We start from the raw sequence: 19,128 nt of genomic DNA on the forward strand, positions 1-19,128 counted from the left end.
GACGAAGTAACCAGAACAATCCGGCGCTTTTTCTAGGTGGAGAAGGAATACCGGACCGGGCCTCCTCTGCTCTGCGCAGTGACGCAATCACTTGCCGTGCTTTGCTGCATTTACGGTGGTTGCCGTGGGCGCGGGATTTGCCACATTGATCACAGACGCCGGTGAGGTCCAGATTCCAGGGAAACGATTTTCTTCTCATCATCGTGTCCCCCGATCACAGCCGAAACGATTGAAGCGTGAGGTGAGGCTGATTTTCGGATTCAGTCTTGGCGCTGTCGGCGTCCGGCGTTTCGCAAACAAACCGATGCCGAGGTCGATTGGCCGGGGTCAGGGCGCTTTCCAGAGTATGGGCGGTTCTCGCGCATTGATCGTAGGCGTCCCCGCTGACCCATTGCTGGACAGGAATGGCCTGGCAGTCGAGGCGGGATGCGTCGGTGCACAGGTATAAAAACAACAAAGCCGTTGCCTGCATGGTGCTTCTCCTTCGGGCGATGGGGAGTTGCAGCTCCCCATCGCCCGTCATTCAAATCAGCGCGCGTAGCGCTGTGGCTTGTTCTTCTTCGCTTCCGCCCGTGCCGTCATCAGCTCGGCCCACTCGGCGGCCTTGCACTGCTGCCGGATCCGGCTACAGGCCTGATGCTTGCGGGTGGATCGGGCCTTGCCGCAAATGTCGCAGCAACTGGGAAGGTCAAGCCGATGGCTCGCCATGGGCGGACGGGTGCGTGCCACAGAATTGGCTGAGGGCTGCATCAGGCGTCCCCCAGCAATGCGTGGGTGAGGGCGTTGCGCTCGCCCTGGTGAGTCAGCTTGTTCAACGGCTGCACACTGGTGCGGCCATTGCGAAGCTTGACGATCGCCGTTGCGCTGTCGATCTCTGCAATCTTCCCTTCGCGAACGCTGAGACTGACGCTGTGCCCGGTGCTGCGTGCAGCGACGAAAGTCACGTCATCGCCGACTTTGAAGGCGTTCGTGGTAGCCTCTGTACTGCTGCCGCTTGGGTTTTGTGCTTGCATGGTGCTTCTCCTTTGGGGTGGTCGGTGGCGAGGGGTTGCAGCCCCTCGGCACCAATTCTTTTCGGCATGAACTCGTTGTTCAGCCGGCGCGGCGAACCAGGTGAATCGCCAAGTCCTCCAGCTGCTCGTTCCCAGCGGCCTCCCTCTGCCACTGCAAAACCTCATCGATCTGTTTGCTCGAGCAGTCATCGACAAGCAGCGTCCGCTCACCGCGCTCTAGCCTGACTTCCATGATTCCGAGCAGGCCGTGATGCGAATACGCATCCGCATGAATGATTCCGGCCTGTTTGCCTTCAGCCTGTTGCTGGGCCTCGATCGATCTCAGCTTCGTCGTCTTGCCCGTGCCGGCGTCGCCGGTGATGATCTGAACTTGCATGGTGCCTCTCCTTTGGAATGTGCCCAGCGTTGCAGCGCTGGTTGCGGTTTACGCGCTCTGAAAAATCCAGCAGCGCACAGTGGTGGGTTTGTTGAACATCGCGTTGCCGGCCGTTTGTGAGGCGCGCACGGCGCTGTACACGGCCTTATTGGATTCCAACCATTTGTGGCTGCGGCTGTTGACCAGCAGCCCGCGCAAGGTCTTGAGGTCGGCGAGGTTCTGCCGATGCTCGCTGGCCTTCTCGGCGAACTCGTTGAGGTTGATGGCGATGAGTTTCGGGTCGGTGCTGTGGTTGACCTGCGGGCCTTCGCCCAGGCTTTCGAGGTATTCGTAGACTTCCCAGAATTCGGCAACCAGTGGGTGGTCGGCACTGATCGCGGCTTGCCGCTCCAGCGCCATGACCATCAGCGCCTGATGCGTTGTGGCGACATGGTTGTCATCGAGCGGGCAGACCAGGCGCAGGCAATCGACCAGAGCCATCAACTGGCTGTGGTTCTTGATGATCCGCTCCACGCGGATTTCTTTGAGCTTGCGCAGCTGCTGTTCGTGAACCAGCACGCGTTCTGCAAACTTGGCCATCACTTGCGCTTCGGCACGCACGGCCAGCAGCAGGAAGTGGCTCAACTGTTCAACCGGGATCAGGTTCAGGTTGTCAGCGGCGGCACGGCTCTCGGTGGTGACTTCCGGGCGCGCAAAGTGGGATTTGATAATCCGGGTCAGGATCGCTTCGGACGCGCTGACATCGGCGTTCTGACTGATCGCAATCGCGCCCCGAAACGGTGGTTCGTAGGTCTCGTTGCCGCTGGTTTTCATGCCCTTGGTGCCGAGCGTGCCGCCGCCGTAGAAGTCTTTCAGTTCGTCCCAGTCGAAGCCCTTGGCGTGCGCTTTATCCGGCTCGTTGCGGTCGCCTTCGATCAGCACGACCGGCATGTTGGAGACTTGGCCCATGGCGCGCTGTCGACCGGCACGGGTCGATTTCGACGGGTCAAAACCTTCATGCTCGCGGCCGAGCAGTTTCCACAGGAAAGTCAGCAGCGTGGTCTTGCCGGCGCCGGCTTCACCGGTGACCTCAAGGAACGGGAAGGACTTGTACTGCGCGCGGATCTGCTCCGCGAACAACGAGCCAAACCAGAACGCGAGGGCGACGACGCCCTTGGCGCCAAAGCACAGCCACAGCATCGGCAACCAGTCGGTGCGGTACTGCTTGCTGTCGCGCTGAATGTGCATGGCGATGGACTTCTGCAGCGTCTTGAGCCGCAGCTTGCCGAACTCGAAAAAGTCCTCTTTGTTCACCACGCTGACGATGCCGCCGCGTACCGCGAGGTCGCCAAAGACGTAGCAGCCGTGCAATTTGCTGTAGCCGATAAAGTCGATGGTCTCGACGGTCTTCAGGCCGAACAGCTGATCCTTCATGATCTTGTCGAGTTGCTGCCCGCTGCCGGTGAACACGGCGCCGGCGGCCATGCTGAGCAAGCGTTTCTTGAATTCGCTGGCGGCCGCGACCTGGCCACCGGTGAAGGTGTTCTTCACGCTGCCACTGTCGTGCGGGAAATCGACGCGGAAGTAGTACCAGGATTCGTCGGTGACTTCGTTGCGCTGGAAATACAGCGCTTGCGGGTAGCAGTTGGCGATTTCCACCACGCCGCCGCATTGGCGCAGGGCCTTGTCGCGCCGCTGTTTGTCGTTTAGCAGCTGGTCTTCGTGACGCTCGGAAGACTCCAGCGCCTGCATGGCCTTGTTGAATTTCTCCAGGTCCATCTTGAACCAGTAGAGCCGGCTGTCGAAGCCGAAGTGAAACTCATGGCGCTCGCGCCATTCGTACATCAGCACGCCTTTCTCTGACGCGCTTTCGGCGATCAGCAGTGCGCCGTGGTAGCGAGCGGTGGCCAGATCCTTTTCAATCTGCTCGGCACGCTCGCTCTCGCCGTCAATGAATGCCCAGCGCTGATGCAGGTCGTTCCAATCGACCTTGCGGCTGTCCGATTGCGGAATCTGCGCCGCTTCGCACTCGTAGCCCAAGGAGCGAGCCTGACGCACCCAACGTTTGGTGTATTTGTGCGCGCCGGGTTCGTTGTCCAGTGCCCAAATAAGCTTGGGCAATTTACCGCCGCGCTGCCGGGCCAGCTCTTTCAGAGACTCTTCAGGGAAGAAGGCAGACGACATTGCCGACACCGCCGCAATGCCGTTATGTACCAGGGCTATGGCGTCAAAGATGCCCTCGACAATCCACACTTCTTTGACATCCAGCAGCTCAACGCATGGCGGGCACCACCAAAACCCACGCGGGCTGTCACCGGGTTTGAAGCGCGCCTTCATCTTGCCGAAACGGTGCGGCCGGTCGATCAGGCGTTCCCAGTAGCCACCTTTCTCCAACGCAAAGCGCACCGTCGCGCTGCCGGCATTCAGTTCGCCGGAGAAATACGTTTCCTGCGTAAACCAGCCCTGAATCAGATCGAGCCGAAACCCACGGGCAAATTCCAGATAGGCACGGGCGGTGGCGCTGGGGTGTTGCTCGCTGGCCGGAGCGCGCTTGCTCCAGTCTTCGAACAGGTCTTCGTAGATTTCTTTGACGTGCCAGGTCTGGCCACACTTGCCCCGGCCGCAACGGATCATCCATGGGTCATCGTGGAAGGCGTACAACTCCTTTTTCTTGCACGCCGGGCATTCGCCCTGGCGCATGTATTTGCCGGCCTTGTGCTTGAGTCCGTAGTCGGATTCAAGGCGTTGCAGGATGTCGGCGCGCAGATCGTGCTTCATGTTCATCGGGGCTTACTTCACTTCGCCGAGACTGTGTTTAAGGGCGCCAATCAGGCGTTTTTGCGCGGCCATCACCGGGAAGGCCGAGAGCAGCGAGCCGTGCCTTAAACCCTCGGGGATCATGCGAAAGCGATCGTCATACCAGTACTCGTTGAACTGCATCGAGTACTGGGCGCGCAGTGCCCGGAGCAAGGCTTCGGCCTGTGCGCGGGGCAGTTTTGCGGTGATGGCGATGTCGATTTCCATGATCCACCTCGGATTTCAGGCAAAGCTCACCCAAACCCACGGGGAGCGGGGCAGGGCGGGGTGTTTAAAAAGGGGTTACAGAGGGTGGTGCTTGTGCGCGGAATCGCGCTGGGCGAGCAGGGTCTGCGGCAGCAGTCTCGCCGGTACCGGGTAGCGCAGATCGGCACGGGTGTCGATCAGGTGCACGACCGTGCAGCTGGGACTGTTGCCCCAGTCCACGCCTATCCACTTGCGCTGATTGATCACCTGCAATTCAGTCCAAGCGTTGTGCACCAGTCGCTCCGCCATGAAGACAGGCACCTCCAGCGACGTGGCCAAGTGGCGAACGCAGTTTTCATAGAGTAGGTCCGAGTCCACCAGGTACTGCGCTTCGTGCCGTTGCAGGTAAGCGAACGCGGCACATTGCATGCTGCTGCGGTAGTCGTGGGTCAACTGATCGTGGTTCATTGCGCACACTCCATTTCCATTTGGTCGAGCAGGTCTGGTTGATCGTTGGCGGTTTTCATCGCGGCGCGGCGCAGGGCGATGTCGGCGATGGGCAAGCGCACTGATGGGTTGGCCATGCCGCTGGGACTCATTTCGTGAGTCATTTCGAACTCGGCACGTACCGACCAGCCGCAAGCCTCGTTGGTGCATTGCAGGTAGGCCACGCGCAGGAAAATGTGTGTGCCTTCGCTGGTGCGGATACGCATGCGGCCGAGACAGTGCGGGCAAACCAGTTTGTATGTACTCACCCAGCGATCCCCCGACCGTGCAGTTGAATGGTGGCCAGCACTTCGGCGTAGCGGGCGGACATGTAGTGCACCAGAGCGTTGATGATTGCTTGGGCTTCGCAGGACTCAATGACGCCGTCGTCGAGTGCTTTGGCAATGATCTGATCAACCATCCCGCGCTTGGCGGCGGCTTTGACTGACCGGTTGTACAACTCGACGTTGTCCAGATCCGCCGACGCGGTCAGCGGGACAAACATGCCGCCGTATTTGGCTGCGATGTAGTCCGGCAGGAAGGTTGTTCCTGCTACCTGTTCGAGGCGATGAATGTGGTCATCACTCAGCGGTCGGCTACCTGCGTTTTCATAGGCCTGGTTGTCGAACTTTTTGAGTGGCATTCCCAAGTCGGCAGCGGCGTAAATGCGGCCTCCCTGGTAAGCACCGATCACTGCGCTGACTACGTCTTTCCTGTTGGCTAGAACTGGGCGTTTCATCTTCTGGTTTCCTCCCTGAGCCAACAGGCTTAGTTTTCAATCACGCGGTCTTTGATACCGAGGAGTACTGCGGCGCGGTGGGCTTCGCCCCGCAGGCACTTCTTCTGGCCGTTCAACACCGCGTAAACGGTTGAGGGGTGCAGATCGTTCTGAAGGGCAAAGTCCTTTACGGACATGCCTTTGCGTTCCAGCCGCGTTCTAGCGGCCTGGCAGGCTTGCTCGGGTGCGTAGGTGGCGTGCATAGTTCAAATTCGTGTGATTTCGCGTAATGGTTTGATGATATTGGTTCAGTAAATTGAACCTGTCAACGCTTGAGGTTCAAAAAATATGACCATCGGTGAACGGCTGAAGGAAGAAAGGTCGCGTCTAGGCCTCAGCCAGACTGATTTAGGTGCTGCTGGCGGTGTCGGTAAAACCACCCAAATAAATTATGAGAAAGGCACCGGTACGCCGGATGCGAAGTACTTAGCTGCTGTCGAAGAGCTTGGTGTCGATGTGCTTTACGTTGTGACAGGCCGGCGAGTCCCGGTCTCGGATCAGCTCATCGCGATTGATGAGTTGGAAATGGTGATGAACGTTCGCGGTCTTCTGAGCGAAGACAAAGAGGCCGTGAAGCGATTGATGCTCGCGTTCAGTAATAAAAAATAGGAGCAATAAATGCTTAAAGGGATGTTGGCACTAATCGGAATATGCACGTTTGTGACTTTGATCGGCTGCGGTGCAGGTAGCAGAACAGAAATGGTCAGTAGCAAGGACTTTGGTGATGACTGGCCTTTCACTGTTGAGAGCGCAGAGCTTTCGTGTGAGCTAAACCCACCCAAGGCATTGATGAAGACATCTGACGGTACTCTCTATGCGCTCAATGCCAGCGCGCTCAAAGTCGCCAGTGAACGTGGTTGGTCTGATGCCAGGGATCTTGCCAAACCGAGTCGCTGGGTTCCGTCTGTGAAAATGGATTACGTCAGCATCTCGCAACGGGCTATAGATCTGTGCCCGGCGTCTTAAACTGTTTACAAGATTTCTTTTCGTAGGCTGGTGACACACCGAAACATGCTGAGAATCGCTCACTCCCCGGGTGCTTTGGTCGGCACCGATGCAGGTGCCGGGTACCTGAACGTGTGAAATGGAGTGATGCATGTTTGTGAAAGGTGATGGTCTTATCTGCCTCGATGATTTCATGGAGCTAAAAGATTCAGGAGCTTTAACTGATCTTGAAGCTAAGATGATTGGTGTTTTCAGATTGCTCAGTATTCAAAATCAAAAAGATATTCTGAGATTCGCTGAGGTTATGGTAACTAAATCTCAGGCTTTTGACGGTGCTGATAGTTAAGTTGTCCACAGTTGATGGCGTGTTTTGAGCGAAGGAATAAGGAGTTCTATATGCTTGAAGAAAAAAGTGCGTGGAATGATGATTTGATGGGGCGAGAAGAAAGCGCTAAGTTTCTAACGTCATACATTCTTGCGAATCCAACAATAAAAGTTTTAAATGTTAATTCTCCTTGGGGTGCTGGAAAATCTTTCTTTTTAAAGCGCTGGAAGGATGAGTTAAGTAAAAAGCATGTATGTGTTTTCTTTAATGCATGGGAAACAGACTATTCTACCGAGCCATTAGTCGCTTTGGTGACGTGTATTGAACAGCAGACTACCGGGAAGGCTTCCACTGTTGAAGATGCTGGGCGAAAAGTTATTAAGGGTTCAACGGATCTGATAAAGAAAGCAGCGCCTTTAATAGCAAAAGGATTGGTGAGAAAATTCACCGGGGCTGATTTTGACGAGTTGTTTGGTGAAGATGCAAAAGATGATGCTGCTGATGCGACTAAGGACGTGGTTGAATCTTTGATAGAGGAGCAGTCCAAAACAGCAATTCATGTTGATGAATTTAAGGTGGCAGTTTCAAAAAGGCTGACGGATGCATCTAAGAAATATAAGCTAGAAAAGCCTGCATTCATATTCATTGATGAGCTTGATAGGTGTCGGCCAACGTATGCTATTGAGTTGTTGGAGCGAGTCAAACATTTCTTCGAATTGGAAGATTGCATCTTTATCGTCGCGTCCGATTCTACGCAGCTTGCACATTCTATTCGTGCAGTCTATGGGGAAAAGTTTTTTTCTGAGCGATATTTGAGTCGGTTTTTTGATGCTGAATTTCGGTTGGATAATAGCAATACCTTTGAAATCGCAAAACAGATTGGCTTCAATTATCCATTAATTAATATTGGGTTGAAGGTGGGAGGCTGGTCTCGCTCCATCCATAGTGCGAGCGGTTCCATAGAACCCAAAGGTGATACCGTTTATACGGAAGAAAAAAACTACCCTGTTCATGCTCTTATATTGGTTGGTCTGACGAAATATTTTAACGTCGAACTGCGAGAGATGCTCAGGTTTGCTCATCAAGTAAATAGTATGGCTAGCTTTTTACCTGGTCACGTGTTTCATTATTTTTGGGCGGCATACTTAATATTTTCAAAGTCTACAGATGAATCTTTGTATCAGTCTCTAGCCTATCCGGATCTCGCAGCGAAAGCCATAAAGGATTATGAGGATAAGCATGCGACACCAGTAACGTTTACATTTTCGAGTGGTCACGAGAGTGTCGGTGATCTAGCTGTTTTTTATACTCGCTTTATACATGCTAGCCATGACGAATACCGCGATATGTATAATAATGCGAAGGGTTGGAGAGAGAGCGTTTTAGCACAGGGTCATGAGGAGGAGAGAGTGATTTTGAGGGGGTATCGTAAGATTGTAGAACTCGCCCACAGATTGTCCTGAGTACGCAATAGTTACGTTAATAATTATTTATTTTTTTGAGCAGCTAGACGCGCGTTTTCTCTTTGTACGGCGCGTTTGGCTGTTTTTTCACTTGCATACAACCACCGCAATCGATGCGGCTTACTCTGATTCCCCGCTGTTACAGTCTTTTCCCTTCCTGTTTTTTTGTCGCGGTAGTATGCGATGATCCCAGTGAAGTCTCCCTTATTTTCTTCGGCCAAGTCCTCAACCGTGTCCTCCGGCAGCTTGCTCTCCAGCTCCAGGCTGACGGTGTATCCGTTGTCCGCACTGAGCGTGTGCTGCACGTTCCCGCCGTACCAAATGATTTCATCGATCTCCGGCTTCACACCTTCGAGCGTGTAGGTCAGTTCGGGAATCAGGTCGGGGCGACCCATCGCCAAGGTGTAGCTCAACGTGGCGCTGCCGCGTTGCAGGCGGTTGAACTCGGCCCGCGCGGCGCGCAAGGCAGATTGTCGGTCGCTGTAGGTGTGGCGTAGATCTTTGAGGTTCTCGCCGCCGCCGGCAATGGCTTCTTGTTTCTTGGCGCTGTTCACATCGTAGAAGTAAGCGCGCACGCCGTCGTAGCTATCTCGGTCTGCTTGCAGGTAGCGGTGCTGGTCGCCGTCGGCGCGGGTAAGCGTGATGTGGGGCAGCTCGGCGCCGCTGGCGGTCTTTCCACCGCCGGCGGGCAGGCACAGCAGGCAACCGGCTTTAACGGTGACCACGGCGTCGAACTCTTCACCGACGCGGCTGATCAGGTTGGCGTCGGATTCGTTGGCCTGGTCAAGTTGCAGGATGGGTAAGCCGTCGAGAGCGCCGGCGATGGTTGCGGTCAGACCGTTGCCCAAGGCGATATCGCCCAACACGTCTCCGAGCGTGGTGTTGCTCCAGCTGCGTTCGCGTTTGGTTTTCAGGCCTTTGCGCAGATCTGCGGATCGGGCGCGGATGCTCAGCACGTCGGGGGAGCCGGAGTGTTCGGTTTCATCGACGGTGTAGGTGCCTTTGTCGACCAGTCCGGTATCACTCCAGCCGAGCCACAACCGAACCACCGCGCCCTTGGGTGGGATGGCGAGCAGCCCGTCGTGGTCGCTTAGGGTGATGCTCAGTTGATCGGCCTCGATGCCGCGATTGTCGGTCAGGTCGAGGCTCATCAGGCGCGGGCTGATCAGTTGGGCGATGTCATTGCCGTCCACACTGATGCGGAACGCTGGCACCGGGTAGGCGGCCTCGCGCTTGTAACGTTCGATAGTCTTGTCCAGAAAGCCGGTGACGCGGGAGAGGGCGGCATCGATCACAGTAGCGCCCTCATGATGCTGACGCCGGCGCTGGTACCGGCACCGATCAGATCGATGCGGTCATCATCGATGCGCTTGAGGCTGAGGGTGAATTCGATGCGGCGCGGCGTGCCGTCGCGGAAGAAAATCGTCTTGGTTTCGCTCAGGCTTTCGATGATCCATAACCCGTATATTCTCCCGCTGCCTTCGACCATGGGCCATGCCTTGCCGGTGTTGGCCATCAGGCGCAAGGCGTCGAGGCTGAGGGCGCTGCCGGCAAGTTCCGGCAGGATGATGCCGGGCAGGGTGATGGAGTCATCACCACGGCCGACGAACTGACGGGCCGGCGCGGCTCCGACGCGGTTGCTGCTGGCGTGGCGCCATTCGGTCTGGCGTTGCAGTTCCTGGTAGGCGGCGGTGGAGAGGCTGAAAACGAACATGCCCAGGGCAAGCATCATGGCGGGTTACTCCGAGGTCGGACAGTTTGCTGCGCTGGCGGGCGCTCTTTTCGCTGGAGACGCGGGCCAGCTCGGCGCGCACTGCGCGGGCGATGGCGCGTTCGTCCATGCCAGGCGTGGTGTGGATGTTGATTTCATAGGTGTCGTGGCTGTCGTAGGCTGCGGCCGGCGCCGGGCTGATGGGCGCGCGATTGTCGATCGACACTGAAGAGGACACGGCGGCGCCAGTTGGTAACTGCGGCAGCCCGATGGCGCCGAGCGGGCCAGCCACGGCGCCGAGCGCACGTTGCCCGGCCGACACGACTTGTTTGCCCATGTCGGTGATGGCGCCCAGCGGGCCATCCTGGCCACCTTGCAAACCTTGGGTCAGCCCGGCCATGGTAAAGCCGCCGAGCGCGGTGAACACGCGGGACGGGCTGTGGATGCCGAGCTTTTCCTTGAACATGTTGATGGCCGAATCAGCCACTGAGCTGACGGCGTTTTTGATCTGGCCCAACCCTGCGAGCAATCCGTTGACCAAGCCGTTGACCAGCATGTTGCCGAACTCAGTAAAGCGGCTCGGCAGATCTACGCCCAGGTAACTCAGCACGCCGGCAAAGGCTTGGTAGATCAGGCCGATGGGGCTGAAGTTGGCGAGCGTGGTGAGGATGCCGCCAATGCCGCCGCTGAAGCCGGCTTTGATCTCAGTCCAGGCGTTACCGAAGTAGAGCTTCACCGCGTCCCAGTTGGTGTAGATCAGATAGGCCGCACCCGCTAGAACTGCGACGACGGCCGCGATGGCCAAGGCGACCGGATTGGTGGCGAGGCCCCACAGGGCAATGCTGACGGTTCGTAGGGCGGTTACCAGTGCGCCGCTGAGTGTGCTGGCCAGCGTGCGAAGGCCTTGGCCCAGCATGGGGAGGGCATTGCGGGCCAGACCGGTAATGGTGGGGGCGAGCTTTTGCATGACTCGCAACGTGCCACCACCCTGCATACCGAACATCGCCATGCCGTAACGGATCACGGCAAACGGGCCGAGCAGACTGGCCATGCCGATGGCCAAGCCGCCGAACACGAACGACAGACCCGCGACCAGCGCCACGACTTTGACCAGACCACCGGCGAGCTTTGGGTTTTCCCGCGCCCAAGCGCCGACTTTATTGGCGACTTCACCGAGGGTGTTGATCAGCTCTTTCAATTCCGGCGCGACGGCGGCGCCGAACTCGGCCATGGCGTTTGTGAAGCTGCCTTCGGCGGCTTCCATAACGTTGGTCAATGTACTGAGCTGTTCATTGACCCGCGTACGCAGATCGGCTTGGCTCTGGAGTTTTTGCTGAACTTCGTGGTACCCGGTCAACCCCTTGTTCATCATTGTGTTAAGGGTCGTCAGCGTCTCAGCGTCGTCCCCGAACAGCTTTTTGATAATGGCCCCACGGTCTTCATCGTTGAACGCCTTCAGCTTTTCAACCTGAGCGTAGAGATTTTCAATGCCGGCGAAGTTGCCTTTATCGTCGGTAAACTTGAAAGACACGTCCTTCCCAGTCGCCTTGGCAATGTTGTTGGCTTTGCCGACATTATCCTTGTCGAGACCGGCCTGAAAGATTTTGCGGAATGCGTTACCAGCGGCGCCGCCTTCCATACCGGCCTGATCCATCATGATCAGCAGCGGGGCCAGTTCATTCGCGGCCTCGATCCCGGATTTCTTGATGGTGTCCATCACCGGGGCGATCTTGCTGAAGCCCTGCAGCATGTTGGTTGAATCGACACCGGAGTAGAACCCGCGCTGAATGGTGTCCATCAGCGCCATCATGTCCTTCTCGGTGGTGCGCGTGGCGTCCTGCATCTTAGCGGCAAACTCGGCGGCTTCGGCCACCGGCATTTTCAACTGTACGCCCAGGTAGGCGGCCGCTTCGCCGGTACCGCCGAGGATGCTTTGCGCGCTGAGGCCTTGGCGCCGCAGCATGGTCATCATTTCTTGAAAGTCGGCGGTGGTGCCTGGTAAGCGGTCGCCGAGTTTGGTGGCGAGGTCGGTGATCTTCTGGAAGTCCTCGGCGACTTTGCCGGTGTTGTCCATCATCGACACTTTCAGCTGTGTGGCTGAGTCTTCGTTCGGTGCAAATGCACCCACGGCTTTGGCTATCGGGCGGCTGGCCGCGTAGCCAACACCCAACCCTGCGGCACCGTTGACCGCCATGTCGCTGGCGAGGCCTTGGGTCTTCGCCAGTTTGGCGCGCTCGGCGGCCATGCGTTTTTGCTGGGCATTCAACGCGACCAGCCGTTTCCCTTGTTCGCTGATCGTGGTGTTGGTGGCGCCGATCTGCTCGCGCAGCTGGCGTTCGTGGGTGCCGAGGTCTTTGGTGCTGATCCCTGCGCTGTACAGCTTCGAACGCAGGGTCTGCAACTGTTCGGACTGCTGCTGGTGCTGTTCCTTGAGCCGCTGAGCCTCACGCACGGCGGTGCGAAAATCCTTGGCCAAGGCCTTGGTCGGAACGCCCGTGGCGGCAAACTGCTGGCTGAGCGCGCGCACTTTGTCGCGGGCCGAGGTGAGGGCGGTTTCGGTCTGTTCAGCGGCGGCGCGTTGGGTGCGCCAGGCGCTGACGTCTTTCTGCTGAGCGTTGAGTTCCTTGAGACGGTCGCGCGCGTCCTTGAGTGCGCGGGCAGCGCCGATGCTGCCCTTGTCGATGGCCTTCAGGGGGCCGCTCGCCCGGTCAATCGCGTTGAGCAGTACCTGAAGTTTTAGATCATTCGCCATCGGTGGAACTCCGCACCCCGGCGCGCTCGCGCCAGTCCATCAGTTCTTGCAGGCCGAGCTGATCCATATCAGCCGGTGCCCAGTGAAAAACCACGGCCAGATCGGCCATGGCGTCCTCTACGCAACGAGGGAGGCGTCCGTCCTCACCGACTTCTGCAACAAAAAATGCGCGACCTTGTTGCCGCAGGCGAGCAGGTCGGCCGGGTCCATGCCGGCGGCTTCGGTGGCGGTGATGCTCGGCGAGGTGATGCGCGGCAGTACCTTGAGCAGGGCGGCGACATCGAGGTTCAGCAGATCCACCAGGTGCACACCGCGCAGCTCACCGGAACACGGCTTGCGCAGGGTGAGGCTGTCGATTTGATTCTTGCCGCGCAGGATCGCGGTATCGAGGATGACGGTATTGTCATCGACTGCCGGCAGGGCTTCGGTATTGGTTTCTTCGGTGTTCATGTGGTGCTCCAGGTAAGGGATTTAGGGAGTGGTTCAAAGGCCGATGGCGGAACGCTGTTTCTCCAGCATGTCCACGCCGTTGACCTTCTCGATGAAGTTGAGCAAGTCGATTTCGATGATGTCTTCGTTGTCGACGATCAACTTGTAGTAGCTGCAGGTGGTGGTGATGCTGTGTTCGGTGTCTTCACCTGGCGCCGCGTCGCCCATCTCGATCGTTTCGTGACGGCCCCGCACGATAATTTCCACGGCGCTGATTTCGCCGGTGTCGTCTTGCTGGAACGAGCCGGCGAAGCGCAGTTGCACACCGGACGCGTTGACGCTGCCGAACTGCTTGAGCGCGATCAGATCCAGCCCGCCGGTCTTCCATTCGAACTGGATGCCGTCATCGGAGAAACCGAGATCGGCCTTGACCGGCCCGTTCATACCGCCGCCGCGATAGCTCTCCATCTTGCGACCGAGCGGCGGTGGGGTGACGCTTTTGGCAACGCCCTGGTAGGTGTTGCCGTCGTTGAACAGGTTCATGTTTTTGAGTTTGCGAGGCATGGCCATGGCGTTGGTCTCCGGGGTACGGGCTCCCCCGCAGGGGAGCGCCGATTCAGGCGTTCACTTTGCTGGCGAACTGGATCAGGTAGCGGTCGGTGATGCGCTGGCGAAGGGTCAGGTCTTCCAGCGGCGGCACGGGGGTGTAGTCATAATCGAGGTAGAGCTTGCCGGCCTTGAGCGTGTCCTTGTCGTTGATGTCTTCCGGGTACCAGCAGTCGCCGCCGATCAGGTAGCCGCTGCCGACCATTTCGCGGAACTTGGCTTTGATGCTCTCGATCATGTCGCGCACCAGGGACGGGTGCATGGGCTTATCCACGGCCCACATCTGCGCTTCGGCCATGGTGTCGGCGAGGATCTGCGCGGTGCGGGTGTAGTTCTCGAAAGCAAACAGCGGATCGTCGCTGCACGTGCGGCTACCCCAGAAGCGGAAGCCGCCCTCATTGATCAGGGTGGTGACTTCGTTGCCGTTGAGGTAATTGGCATCGGTGGCCGGGTTTTGCAGATCCCAGAACACGTCGGCGCTGATCCCGGTAACACCGTTGACCGCGACGTTGGACAGGGTTTTATGCCAGCCCACTTCCTGATCGATCTTGGCGCGCAGGCCGAGTGCACGGGCAACGGCCGAGGCTTTCACCGTGGCGCTGGTGACGGTGTCCCAGTTCTGGAAATCCGGCCAGATCACCATGACTTCACGGCCGCCGAAGTTCTCGCGATAAGCGACGGCTTCTTCCTTGGTTTTGCAGTCCCAGGCACTGACGTAGGAGAAGGCGCGCAACTGCTGGGCAATGCTTGCCAGCGCCGTGGCTACTGGTTGGCTGTCGAGACCTGGCACGCCGAGGATGCGCGGCACCATGCCGACTTTGGCCTTTGCGGCGAGCAACGCTTTCATGCCGGTGTATTTGCCATCGGCGGTGGTGGTGCCGATCAGCGCGCTGGCCGTTTCCGCCTCGGTGGCGCCTGCTTTGACGCGCACGACGATGGTGTAGGGCTTGGTCTGGTCGGCGATGGCTTGCAGGCTGGCGGCGAGGGTGCCGGTGGTGCCGGCTTTACCGACGGCGGTTTGCACGTTGGTAATTAGTACCGGGGTATCGAGCGGGAAAACGGTAGCGTCGGCATCGTCGGCCGTGCAGACCATGCCGATGACGGCGGTGGGGATGGTGCGAATGGGGCGGGTGCCGTCGTTGAGTTCGAGCACCCGCACGCCGTGAAGATAATCGGCCATGGATTTGCCTGCGCAGTAAATGGGATGACAGTGCACAGGCTGCCGCGCGCGCGCCGGATGGGCGAGCGGACGAGGTTGTACCTAGGAGGTTTACAGACTTGCGCCAGCCCCTTGAATTTGTCCGGCGATCCAGGACGGTGCCACCGGACGAGCCTGTTGATTCGGGAAGTCCAGGTGAGCCGGCCAATCACGCAATGTCTGGATGTAGCTCAGCAACTCGCTGAATTGATCCGAGGTAAGCGTCATCGGTCGGCTCAGATCCTGTTCATCGCGATGCCGCTCTCGAAGCCACAAGATCCGCTCTACCTCTCTATCACGCCAATTGCGCTCGATGTCGGCGAGCAAGTCGGCAGACGGATCAATCATGATGGGTAACCCCGACTCATCGTGTACGCGGACCTTGCCCGGTTCGGGGTTGCCGATGACGGAGAGCATTCTCTGCTCCGGAATCGGTACTGCATCCTCGGGCATGTTTGTATGCAAACCCTCTAGGTAGGTGCATCCCGTTGACTGGCTGTAAAAACTTTTCATGGAGGCTCCTTAACGTCCAAGGGCAATCGCGCCGAAACTGAAAGGCAGGATCGAGGAATAGGCTGCAAATCCCGTGAGTGTTTTTGCGCCCAGCGAGATGCTGCCAGGTGACGAACCGTTCGCCCCAGTCAGCCATACGCCGTAACACGCGGTCGGGAACGCCAGCGGAAACGTTGAGATTGCGCCCTGTGAGCCAAGGTTTGTCGTTCCAACCCATTGGAGGATCAGCCCGCCCAACCATGATGGGAGAACGATATAGCCGTTGTTCGCAAAGAAACTGGCAAACCCCCAACGCAGCTTCTTCGGGGTCACGATGGTTTTGTCATCGGTGCCCGCGTCAGTCAGACCTTGCGTTGCCAGTTTGGCCGTCCCTTGCCTTGTCTCGGTCGCTTGCTGGGGGAGTAATTCATCCACTTGCGTAATTGTGTAGACGTCAGTGATGCCAAATTCTGCGAGCGTATCGGGATTGTCACCTGACAGAACAATCCCACGCTTGTCGACATTAACCCGTGCAAAGGTGCCGGCGATCTTGTCTTCCGGCAGTGTGTTTTTGATCGATTCGTCAACGTATTGCCGGGTCGCGAGCACCACCGACGGATCAATCTTCAACTGAATATTTGTGGTGCCGCTGATGATGATGTGCATCCGCACCACCTGATTGCGGCCAGAACCTTGGCCGAGCAACGGTTTGTAGCTGGGTGCCACATTGGCTACGGCCGAAAAAATCCCATCCTTGTCTTCAAGTGCGAGTTCGCGGATCCACCAGCCACCGACGTCGGGCGGTAGGACGAGTTCTGCGATAAGGACGTTGTCGTCAGTCGAGGAGACGCGCAGTTGATTGAGTTGGGCGCGATACCGCTGATTGATGAGCTTGGTCTGCGTCGGGCTGGGTACCGGGTCGGTGCCGTTGGCATCGCCGATCAGCATGTAACGCGGCTCCCACGGAATCCCGAGGGCGTCGCAATTGGTTTTCTTCGCGGCGCCCAGCGTCGTCAACATGCCGCCGAAAATAGAGTTCTGATCAACCATGGGGGTACACATCCAGTTCGTCGAGGGTGTAAAGACTCACGCCGCTGTAAGCCTGGACGGATACGTCGATATCCGGGGTGTTCCAGGGGTACACGTCGATTTCATCGCCGTCGTAAACGGCGAAGCCAACGAAGGCGTCGAGTTTGGTTTCAAGGACGATGTCGAGGCCGGTGAGATGTCGGGTAAGCGGTTTGGCGTCGTCGATCAGCCAGACAAGTTCCTGGTACATCGCTTCGGTGATGCCGGAGTCGAGGACGCCGATGCGCAACGCGAACGTGCCGGGGGTGCCAGGTGGAACGGTCTGCCACCATTCTGCGACCTCGATCAGATAGCCCAGAGGTTCGACCACACGACGCAGGGCGCCGATGGTGCCCTTGTGCGAATGGACGTAGTAGGCGGCGCGGCAGGCGGCACGCTTGGCGGCTTCTGACCATTTGCTGTCCCAGTGATCGACCGAAAACGCCCAGGCCAGATACGGCAGTAAGGGCAGGGGGCACTGGTCAGGGTTGTAGAGCGTGCGCAACGGAATCGGCACACGCTGGATTTCTGCCAAGGCCTGCGCGGCTTGGCGTTCCAGTAGCGTCGAGTTGCCGGGTAACAGTGACTGATAGGTCATTACTCCACCCCCAATGTCAGTTCCACGCTCGTGCAATACGGCGCCTGGTACTTGGTGGCGACGATGTCTTCCCAGTCTTCCAGCACGACTTTGCGCACGCCCTCGACGTGCAGCGCGGCGTGCACGATGGATTCGGAAACCTCCAGTGCGAGGCGTCGGCGCTGATGCACGAACTGGAGCAACTGGGCTTCGGCTGCTGCGAGGACCAGTTCGGTTTCCGGGCCATTGCTCAGCGGGTAAATCTTGGCTTTGATCTGGTAATTGATGATCTCCGCACCCTGGACGGTCAGGCGATCCGCGACGGGGCGGCGGTCGTCGTCGCTGAGGTACGTCTTGACCTTGTCGAGCAGTGCCGGCGACGCGGTGCCATCGCCCAGCACGGATTGCACGGTGACCACGGCTTCGGCCGGGGCCGGGCTTTCGGCGGTAGCGTCGGCGACCTGACCGTCAGCGGACCGGGCATGGAAGATGTAGCTGTTGCGCGGGCCGGCGGTGCTGAGGCCTTCCCATGCCATTTGCGCACGCTCGCGAAGGCTGTCGTCGCTTTCCATTAGCTTGGGGAGGGGCGGCACAGCTGTTGGGTTTGCAGCCTGAATGACCAGGCGCTTCACGTTGAAGTTGGCGGCGAGCTGTTCGAGGTCGGTGCCTTTGGCCAGGGCCAGCATGTTAGCAACCGAAGCTTCGTTGACCCGCTGACGCCAGACGGTTTCGCGGTAGGCGTTTTCCTCGAGTAATTTGGTCAGCGGCTCCGACTCCATGTTGAGCCGGGCGGCAATCTCGGGTTGTTCTTCGATCGGCCAAAGGCTCACGGCGTAGGCCTTGCGCTCGGCGAGGATCTGCTCGTAATCGATCTGTTCGACGATCTGCGGCGCCGGTAATTGGCCGAGGTCGATGGCGACGAAAGTATTCATACGCTGCCTCCCAGTTGCAGAGGCACGCTCAGGCTTAGCGGCTGATTGTTGTCGACGATGGTGCCTTCGAACTCCAGCGCCGCTTGGCCCTGAAGGTTTGCGCCGATGAACTGGATACGGCTAAGGCTGATGCGTGTTTCCCAGCGCATCAACGCCATGACGGTGGCGGCGTAGACCTGCAAGCGGGTGAAGTCGTTAAACGGCTGATCGACCAGCTCGGGGAGCAGGCTGCCGTATTCGCGGCGCATGACGCGGGTGCCGATTCTGGTGGTGAGGATGTCGGTGATGGACTGGGCGATGTGTTCGACCAGGCCGAGGGCTGCGCCGGTTTCTCGGTTCATTCCGGTTTCCCCGTCTTCGCGCCGCCAGGCATGACACCGCCGTGCAAGTGCTTCACCAGACTGATGCCGGCCGCGATGACATCATCGGACACGGTGACCAAACCAGTGACGTTCTGGTTGCCGGTTTGGGTGTAGTCGCCTTCGTGGGTGATCGGGCCAACGATGTGGATGCCGCCGGTGCTGATCAGGTTGGTGGTGCCGCCTTCGGCCAGTGTGGCGTTGAGGTGGTGAGCGACGCTGTCGTACTCGATGACGGTGCCGTCACGGTAGGTGCAGCGGTGCAGGCCTTCGCGGTCGCCGTTGGCTGGGTTGTGGTCGCTGAACAGGCCGGTCAGGACGATGCCGTTGCCGAGTTGGCCGGATGGGCTGAAAAGGATGACCTGCTCGCCTTCGGTGGGTGGGTTCCATTCGCGGTCGGCGCCCGCGCGCGCGGCGATCCATGGGAGCCAGCCGGTGGTGAGTGATCCGGTTTTGACCTGCACGCGGGGAGGCTTCATCTGGACGGCAGCGATGGTGCCGAGGCGGATGAGGTTTTCGATCAGGCGGGCGAGGGTGGCTAAGTCGTTCATGGCGCCGATGTTGGCGTCACGCGCGTATGAATTCAGCAATATAGCCCTGTAAGGACTCGACCTACAGGTTCCCGTTTCTAAGCTA

26 protein-coding genes are annotated in these 19,128 nt (G+C 58.5%); 4 read left to right on the forward strand and 22 right to left on the reverse strand.

The genetic code is table 11. From position 1 onward, the window contains the following. Window positions 1-214: 214 nt before the first annotated feature. The 9 genes from AB4O11_RS17480 to AB4O11_RS17520 all read right to left on the reverse strand — a co-directional run bounded on the left by AB4O11_RS17480 (window position 215) and on the right by AB4O11_RS17520 (window position 5,838). Entirely contained in the window at window positions 215-472 is a 258-nt protein-coding gene (locus AB4O11_RS17480; RefSeq protein ID WP_460127627.1) for a hypothetical protein, read from the reverse strand. Between the two features lie 277 nt (window positions 473-749). Beyond that, a complete protein-coding gene (locus tag AB4O11_RS17485; RefSeq protein ID WP_460127629.1) occupies window positions 750-1,013 on the reverse strand; it encodes a hypothetical protein in 264 nt (87 codons plus the stop codon). A gap of 79 nt (window positions 1,014-1,092) precedes the next feature. After that, entirely contained in the window at window positions 1,093-1,389 is a 297-nt protein-coding gene (locus AB4O11_RS17490) for a hypothetical protein (RefSeq protein ID WP_460127631.1), read from the reverse strand. Window positions 1,390-1,437: 48 nt separating this feature from the next. Next, entirely contained in the window at window positions 1,438-4,152 is a 2,715-nt protein-coding gene (locus tag AB4O11_RS17495; protein WP_460127633.1) for a toprim domain-containing protein, read from the reverse strand. 6 nt (window positions 4,153-4,158) lie between these two features. After that, window positions 4,159-4,392 carry a hypothetical protein gene (locus tag AB4O11_RS17500; protein WP_460127634.1) on the reverse strand — a complete coding sequence of 78 codons (234 nt, stop codon included), beginning with the start codon at window positions 4,390-4,392 and terminating at the stop codon, window positions 4,159-4,161. A 75-nt stretch (window positions 4,393-4,467) separates the two neighbouring features. Further along, window positions 4,468-4,839 (reverse strand): hypothetical protein, encoded by a 372-nt coding sequence (locus AB4O11_RS17505; RefSeq protein ID WP_460127636.1) that lies wholly within the window; start codon window positions 4,837-4,839, stop codon window positions 4,468-4,470. Next, on the reverse strand, window positions 4,836-5,126 hold the full coding sequence (locus AB4O11_RS17510) for an Ogr/Delta-like zinc finger protein (protein ID WP_038979812.1): 291 nt from the start codon (window positions 5,124-5,126) through the stop codon (window positions 4,836-4,838). The genes AB4O11_RS17505 and AB4O11_RS17510 overlap by 4 nt, the downstream gene beginning before the upstream one ends. Then, entirely contained in the window at window positions 5,123-5,596 is a 474-nt protein-coding gene (locus AB4O11_RS17515; protein ID WP_150694801.1) for a YmfL family putative regulatory protein, read from the reverse strand. Before AB4O11_RS17515 ends, AB4O11_RS17510 begins: the two co-directional genes overlap by 4 nt. 29 nt (window positions 5,597-5,625) lie before the next feature. Further along, window positions 5,626-5,838, reverse strand: coding sequence for a DNA-binding protein (locus AB4O11_RS17520; protein ID WP_227972709.1), 213 nt, complete (start codon window positions 5,836-5,838; stop codon window positions 5,626-5,628). Window positions 5,839-5,923: 85 nt separating this feature from the next. Here AB4O11_RS17520 and AB4O11_RS17525 point away from each other — a divergent pair, with 85 nt between their 5' ends. From AB4O11_RS17525 to AB4O11_RS17540, 4 genes are all read left to right on the forward strand, one after another. After that, window positions 5,924-6,244 carry a helix-turn-helix domain-containing protein gene (locus AB4O11_RS17525; protein WP_455805161.1) on the forward strand — a complete coding sequence of 107 codons (321 nt, stop codon included), beginning with the start codon at window positions 5,924-5,926 and terminating at the stop codon, window positions 6,242-6,244. A 9-nt stretch (window positions 6,245-6,253) separates the two neighbouring features. Next, a complete protein-coding gene (locus tag AB4O11_RS17530; protein ID WP_460127639.1) occupies window positions 6,254-6,601 on the forward strand; it encodes a DUF2511 domain-containing protein in 348 nt (115 codons plus the stop codon). Between the two features lie 130 nt (window positions 6,602-6,731). Next, a complete protein-coding gene (locus tag AB4O11_RS17535) occupies window positions 6,732-6,926 on the forward strand; it encodes a hypothetical protein (RefSeq protein WP_460127641.1) in 195 nt (64 codons plus the stop codon). A gap of 50 nt (window positions 6,927-6,976) precedes the next feature. Then, window positions 6,977-8,368, forward strand: coding sequence for a KAP family P-loop NTPase fold protein (locus AB4O11_RS17540; RefSeq protein ID WP_460127643.1), 1,392 nt, complete (start codon window positions 6,977-6,979; stop codon window positions 8,366-8,368). Window positions 8,369-8,391: 23 nt separating this feature from the next. Here AB4O11_RS17540 and AB4O11_RS17545 read toward each other — a convergent pair whose 3' ends face one another. The 13 genes from AB4O11_RS17545 to AB4O11_RS17605 form a co-directional block, all read right to left on the reverse strand. Then, window positions 8,392-9,663, reverse strand: a complete 1,272-nt coding sequence (locus AB4O11_RS17545; protein WP_460127645.1) for a phage late control D family protein — start codon at window positions 9,661-9,663, stop codon at window positions 8,392-8,394. Beyond that, window positions 9,660-10,043, reverse strand: coding sequence for a phage tail protein (locus tag AB4O11_RS17550; protein WP_460131101.1), 384 nt, complete (start codon window positions 10,041-10,043; stop codon window positions 9,660-9,662). Before AB4O11_RS17550 ends, AB4O11_RS17545 begins: the two co-directional genes overlap by 4 nt. After that, window positions 9,961-12,831, reverse strand: a complete 2,871-nt coding sequence (locus AB4O11_RS17555; protein ID WP_460127647.1) for a phage tail tape measure protein — start codon at window positions 12,829-12,831, stop codon at window positions 9,961-9,963. Before AB4O11_RS17555 ends, AB4O11_RS17550 begins: the two co-directional genes overlap by 83 nt. After that, a complete protein-coding gene (locus tag AB4O11_RS17560) occupies window positions 12,821-12,940 on the reverse strand; it encodes a GpE family phage tail protein (protein WP_460127649.1) in 120 nt (39 codons plus the stop codon). Before AB4O11_RS17560 ends, AB4O11_RS17555 begins: the two co-directional genes overlap by 11 nt. Window positions 12,941-12,948: 8 nt before the next feature. Beyond that, on the reverse strand, window positions 12,949-13,281 hold the full coding sequence (locus AB4O11_RS17565; RefSeq protein ID WP_414916937.1) for a phage tail assembly protein: 333 nt from the start codon (window positions 13,279-13,281) through the stop codon (window positions 12,949-12,951). Window positions 13,282-13,314: 33 nt separating this feature from the next. After that, a complete protein-coding gene (locus AB4O11_RS17570; protein ID WP_095124362.1) occupies window positions 13,315-13,830 on the reverse strand; it encodes a phage major tail tube protein in 516 nt (171 codons plus the stop codon). A gap of 46 nt (window positions 13,831-13,876) precedes the next feature. Next, window positions 13,877-15,046 carry a phage tail sheath protein gene (locus tag AB4O11_RS17575; protein WP_460127652.1) on the reverse strand — a complete coding sequence of 390 codons (1,170 nt, stop codon included), beginning with the start codon at window positions 15,044-15,046 and terminating at the stop codon, window positions 13,877-13,879. 90 nt (window positions 15,047-15,136) lie between these two features. After that, window positions 15,137-15,577 carry a tail fiber assembly protein gene (locus tag AB4O11_RS17580; protein ID WP_460127654.1) on the reverse strand — a complete coding sequence of 147 codons (441 nt, stop codon included), beginning with the start codon at window positions 15,575-15,577 and terminating at the stop codon, window positions 15,137-15,139. A gap of 9 nt (window positions 15,578-15,586) precedes the next feature. Further along, window positions 15,587-16,606: a phage tail protein gene (locus tag AB4O11_RS17585; RefSeq protein ID WP_460127657.1), complete on the reverse strand. Its 1,020-nt coding sequence runs from the start codon at window positions 16,604-16,606 to the stop codon at window positions 15,587-15,589. After that, complete coding sequence (locus AB4O11_RS17590; protein ID WP_460127658.1) at window positions 16,599-17,222, reverse strand: phage tail protein I; 624 nt, start codon at window positions 17,220-17,222, stop codon at window positions 16,599-16,601. The genes AB4O11_RS17585 and AB4O11_RS17590 overlap by 8 nt, the downstream gene beginning before the upstream one ends. Beyond that, entirely contained in the window at window positions 17,222-18,133 is a 912-nt protein-coding gene (locus AB4O11_RS17595; protein WP_460127660.1) for a baseplate J/gp47 family protein, read from the reverse strand. Before AB4O11_RS17595 ends, AB4O11_RS17590 begins: the two co-directional genes overlap by 1 nt. Next, complete coding sequence (locus AB4O11_RS17600; RefSeq protein WP_071171550.1) at window positions 18,130-18,474, reverse strand: GPW/gp25 family protein; 345 nt, start codon at window positions 18,472-18,474, stop codon at window positions 18,130-18,132. Before AB4O11_RS17600 ends, AB4O11_RS17595 begins: the two co-directional genes overlap by 4 nt. Continuing rightward, window positions 18,471-19,043, reverse strand: coding sequence for a phage baseplate assembly protein V (locus tag AB4O11_RS17605; RefSeq protein ID WP_460127662.1), 573 nt, complete (start codon window positions 19,041-19,043; stop codon window positions 18,471-18,473). The genes AB4O11_RS17600 and AB4O11_RS17605 overlap by 4 nt, the downstream gene beginning before the upstream one ends. Window positions 19,044-19,128: the final 85 nt, after the last annotated feature.

Source organism: Pseudomonas sp. H1_D05 (assembly GCF_054682705.1).

Bases quoted from the DNA above. Each gene is read 5' to 3' on its own strand.
- AB4O11_RS17480 (WP_460127627.1), bottom strand. From the start codon at position 472: ATGCAGGCAACGGCTTTGTTGTTTTTATACCTGTGCACCGACGCATCC.
- AB4O11_RS17485 (WP_460127629.1), bottom strand. From the start codon at position 1,013: ATGCAAGCACAAAACCCAAGCGGCAGCAGTACAGAGGCTACCACGAAC.
- AB4O11_RS17490 (WP_460127631.1), bottom strand. From the start codon at position 1,389: ATGCAAGTTCAGATCATCACCGGCGACGCCGGCACGGGCAAGACGACG.
- AB4O11_RS17495 (WP_460127633.1), bottom strand. From the start codon at position 4,152: ATGAACATGAAGCACGATCTGCGCGCCGACATCCTGCAACGCCTTGAA.
- AB4O11_RS17500 (WP_460127634.1), bottom strand. From the start codon at position 4,392: ATGGAAATCGACATCGCCATCACCGCAAAACTGCCCCGCGCACAGGCC.
- AB4O11_RS17505 (WP_460127636.1), bottom strand. From the start codon at position 4,839: ATGAACCACGATCAGTTGACCCACGACTACCGCAGCAGCATGCAATGT.
- AB4O11_RS17515 (WP_150694801.1), bottom strand. From the start codon at position 5,596: ATGAAACGCCCAGTTCTAGCCAACAGGAAAGACGTAGTCAGCGCAGTG.
- AB4O11_RS17520 (WP_227972709.1), bottom strand. From the start codon at position 5,838: ATGCACGCCACCTACGCACCCGAGCAAGCCTGCCAGGCCGCTAGAACG.
- AB4O11_RS17525 (WP_455805161.1), top strand. From the start codon at position 5,924: ATGACCATCGGTGAACGGCTGAAGGAAGAAAGGTCGCGTCTAGGCCTC.
- AB4O11_RS17530 (WP_460127639.1), top strand. From the start codon at position 6,254: ATGCTTAAAGGGATGTTGGCACTAATCGGAATATGCACGTTTGTGACT.
- AB4O11_RS17535 (WP_460127641.1), top strand. From the start codon at position 6,732: ATGTTTGTGAAAGGTGATGGTCTTATCTGCCTCGATGATTTCATGGAG.
- AB4O11_RS17540 (WP_460127643.1), top strand. From the start codon at position 6,977: ATGCTTGAAGAAAAAAGTGCGTGGAATGATGATTTGATGGGGCGAGAA.
- AB4O11_RS17555 (WP_460127647.1), bottom strand. From the start codon at position 12,831: ATGGCGAATGATCTAAAACTTCAGGTACTGCTCAACGCGATTGACCGG.
- AB4O11_RS17560 (WP_460127649.1), bottom strand. From the start codon at position 12,940: ATGGCCGATCTGGCCGTGGTTTTTCACTGGGCACCGGCTGATATGGAT.
- AB4O11_RS17565 (WP_414916937.1), bottom strand. From the start codon at position 13,281: ATGAACACCGAAGAAACCAATACCGAAGCCCTGCCGGCAGTCGATGAC.
- AB4O11_RS17570 (WP_095124362.1), bottom strand. From the start codon at position 13,830: ATGGCCATGCCTCGCAAACTCAAAAACATGAACCTGTTCAACGACGGC.
- AB4O11_RS17575 (WP_460127652.1), bottom strand. From the start codon at position 15,046: ATGGCCGATTATCTTCACGGCGTGCGGGTGCTCGAACTCAACGACGGC.
- AB4O11_RS17580 (WP_460127654.1), bottom strand. From the start codon at position 15,577: ATGAAAAGTTTTTACAGCCAGTCAACGGGATGCACCTACCTAGAGGGT.
- AB4O11_RS17585 (WP_460127657.1), bottom strand. From the start codon at position 16,606: ATGGTTGATCAGAACTCTATTTTCGGCGGCATGTTGACGACGCTGGGC.
- AB4O11_RS17590 (WP_460127658.1), bottom strand. From the start codon at position 17,222: ATGACCTATCAGTCACTGTTACCCGGCAACTCGACGCTACTGGAACGC.
- AB4O11_RS17595 (WP_460127660.1), bottom strand. From the start codon at position 18,133: ATGAATACTTTCGTCGCCATCGACCTCGGCCAATTACCGGCGCCGCAG.
- AB4O11_RS17600 (WP_071171550.1), bottom strand. From the start codon at position 18,474: ATGAACCGAGAAACCGGCGCAGCCCTCGGCCTGGTCGAACACATCGCC.
- AB4O11_RS17605 (WP_460127662.1), bottom strand. From the start codon at position 19,043: ATGAACGACTTAGCCACCCTCGCCCGCCTGATCGAAAACCTCATCCGC.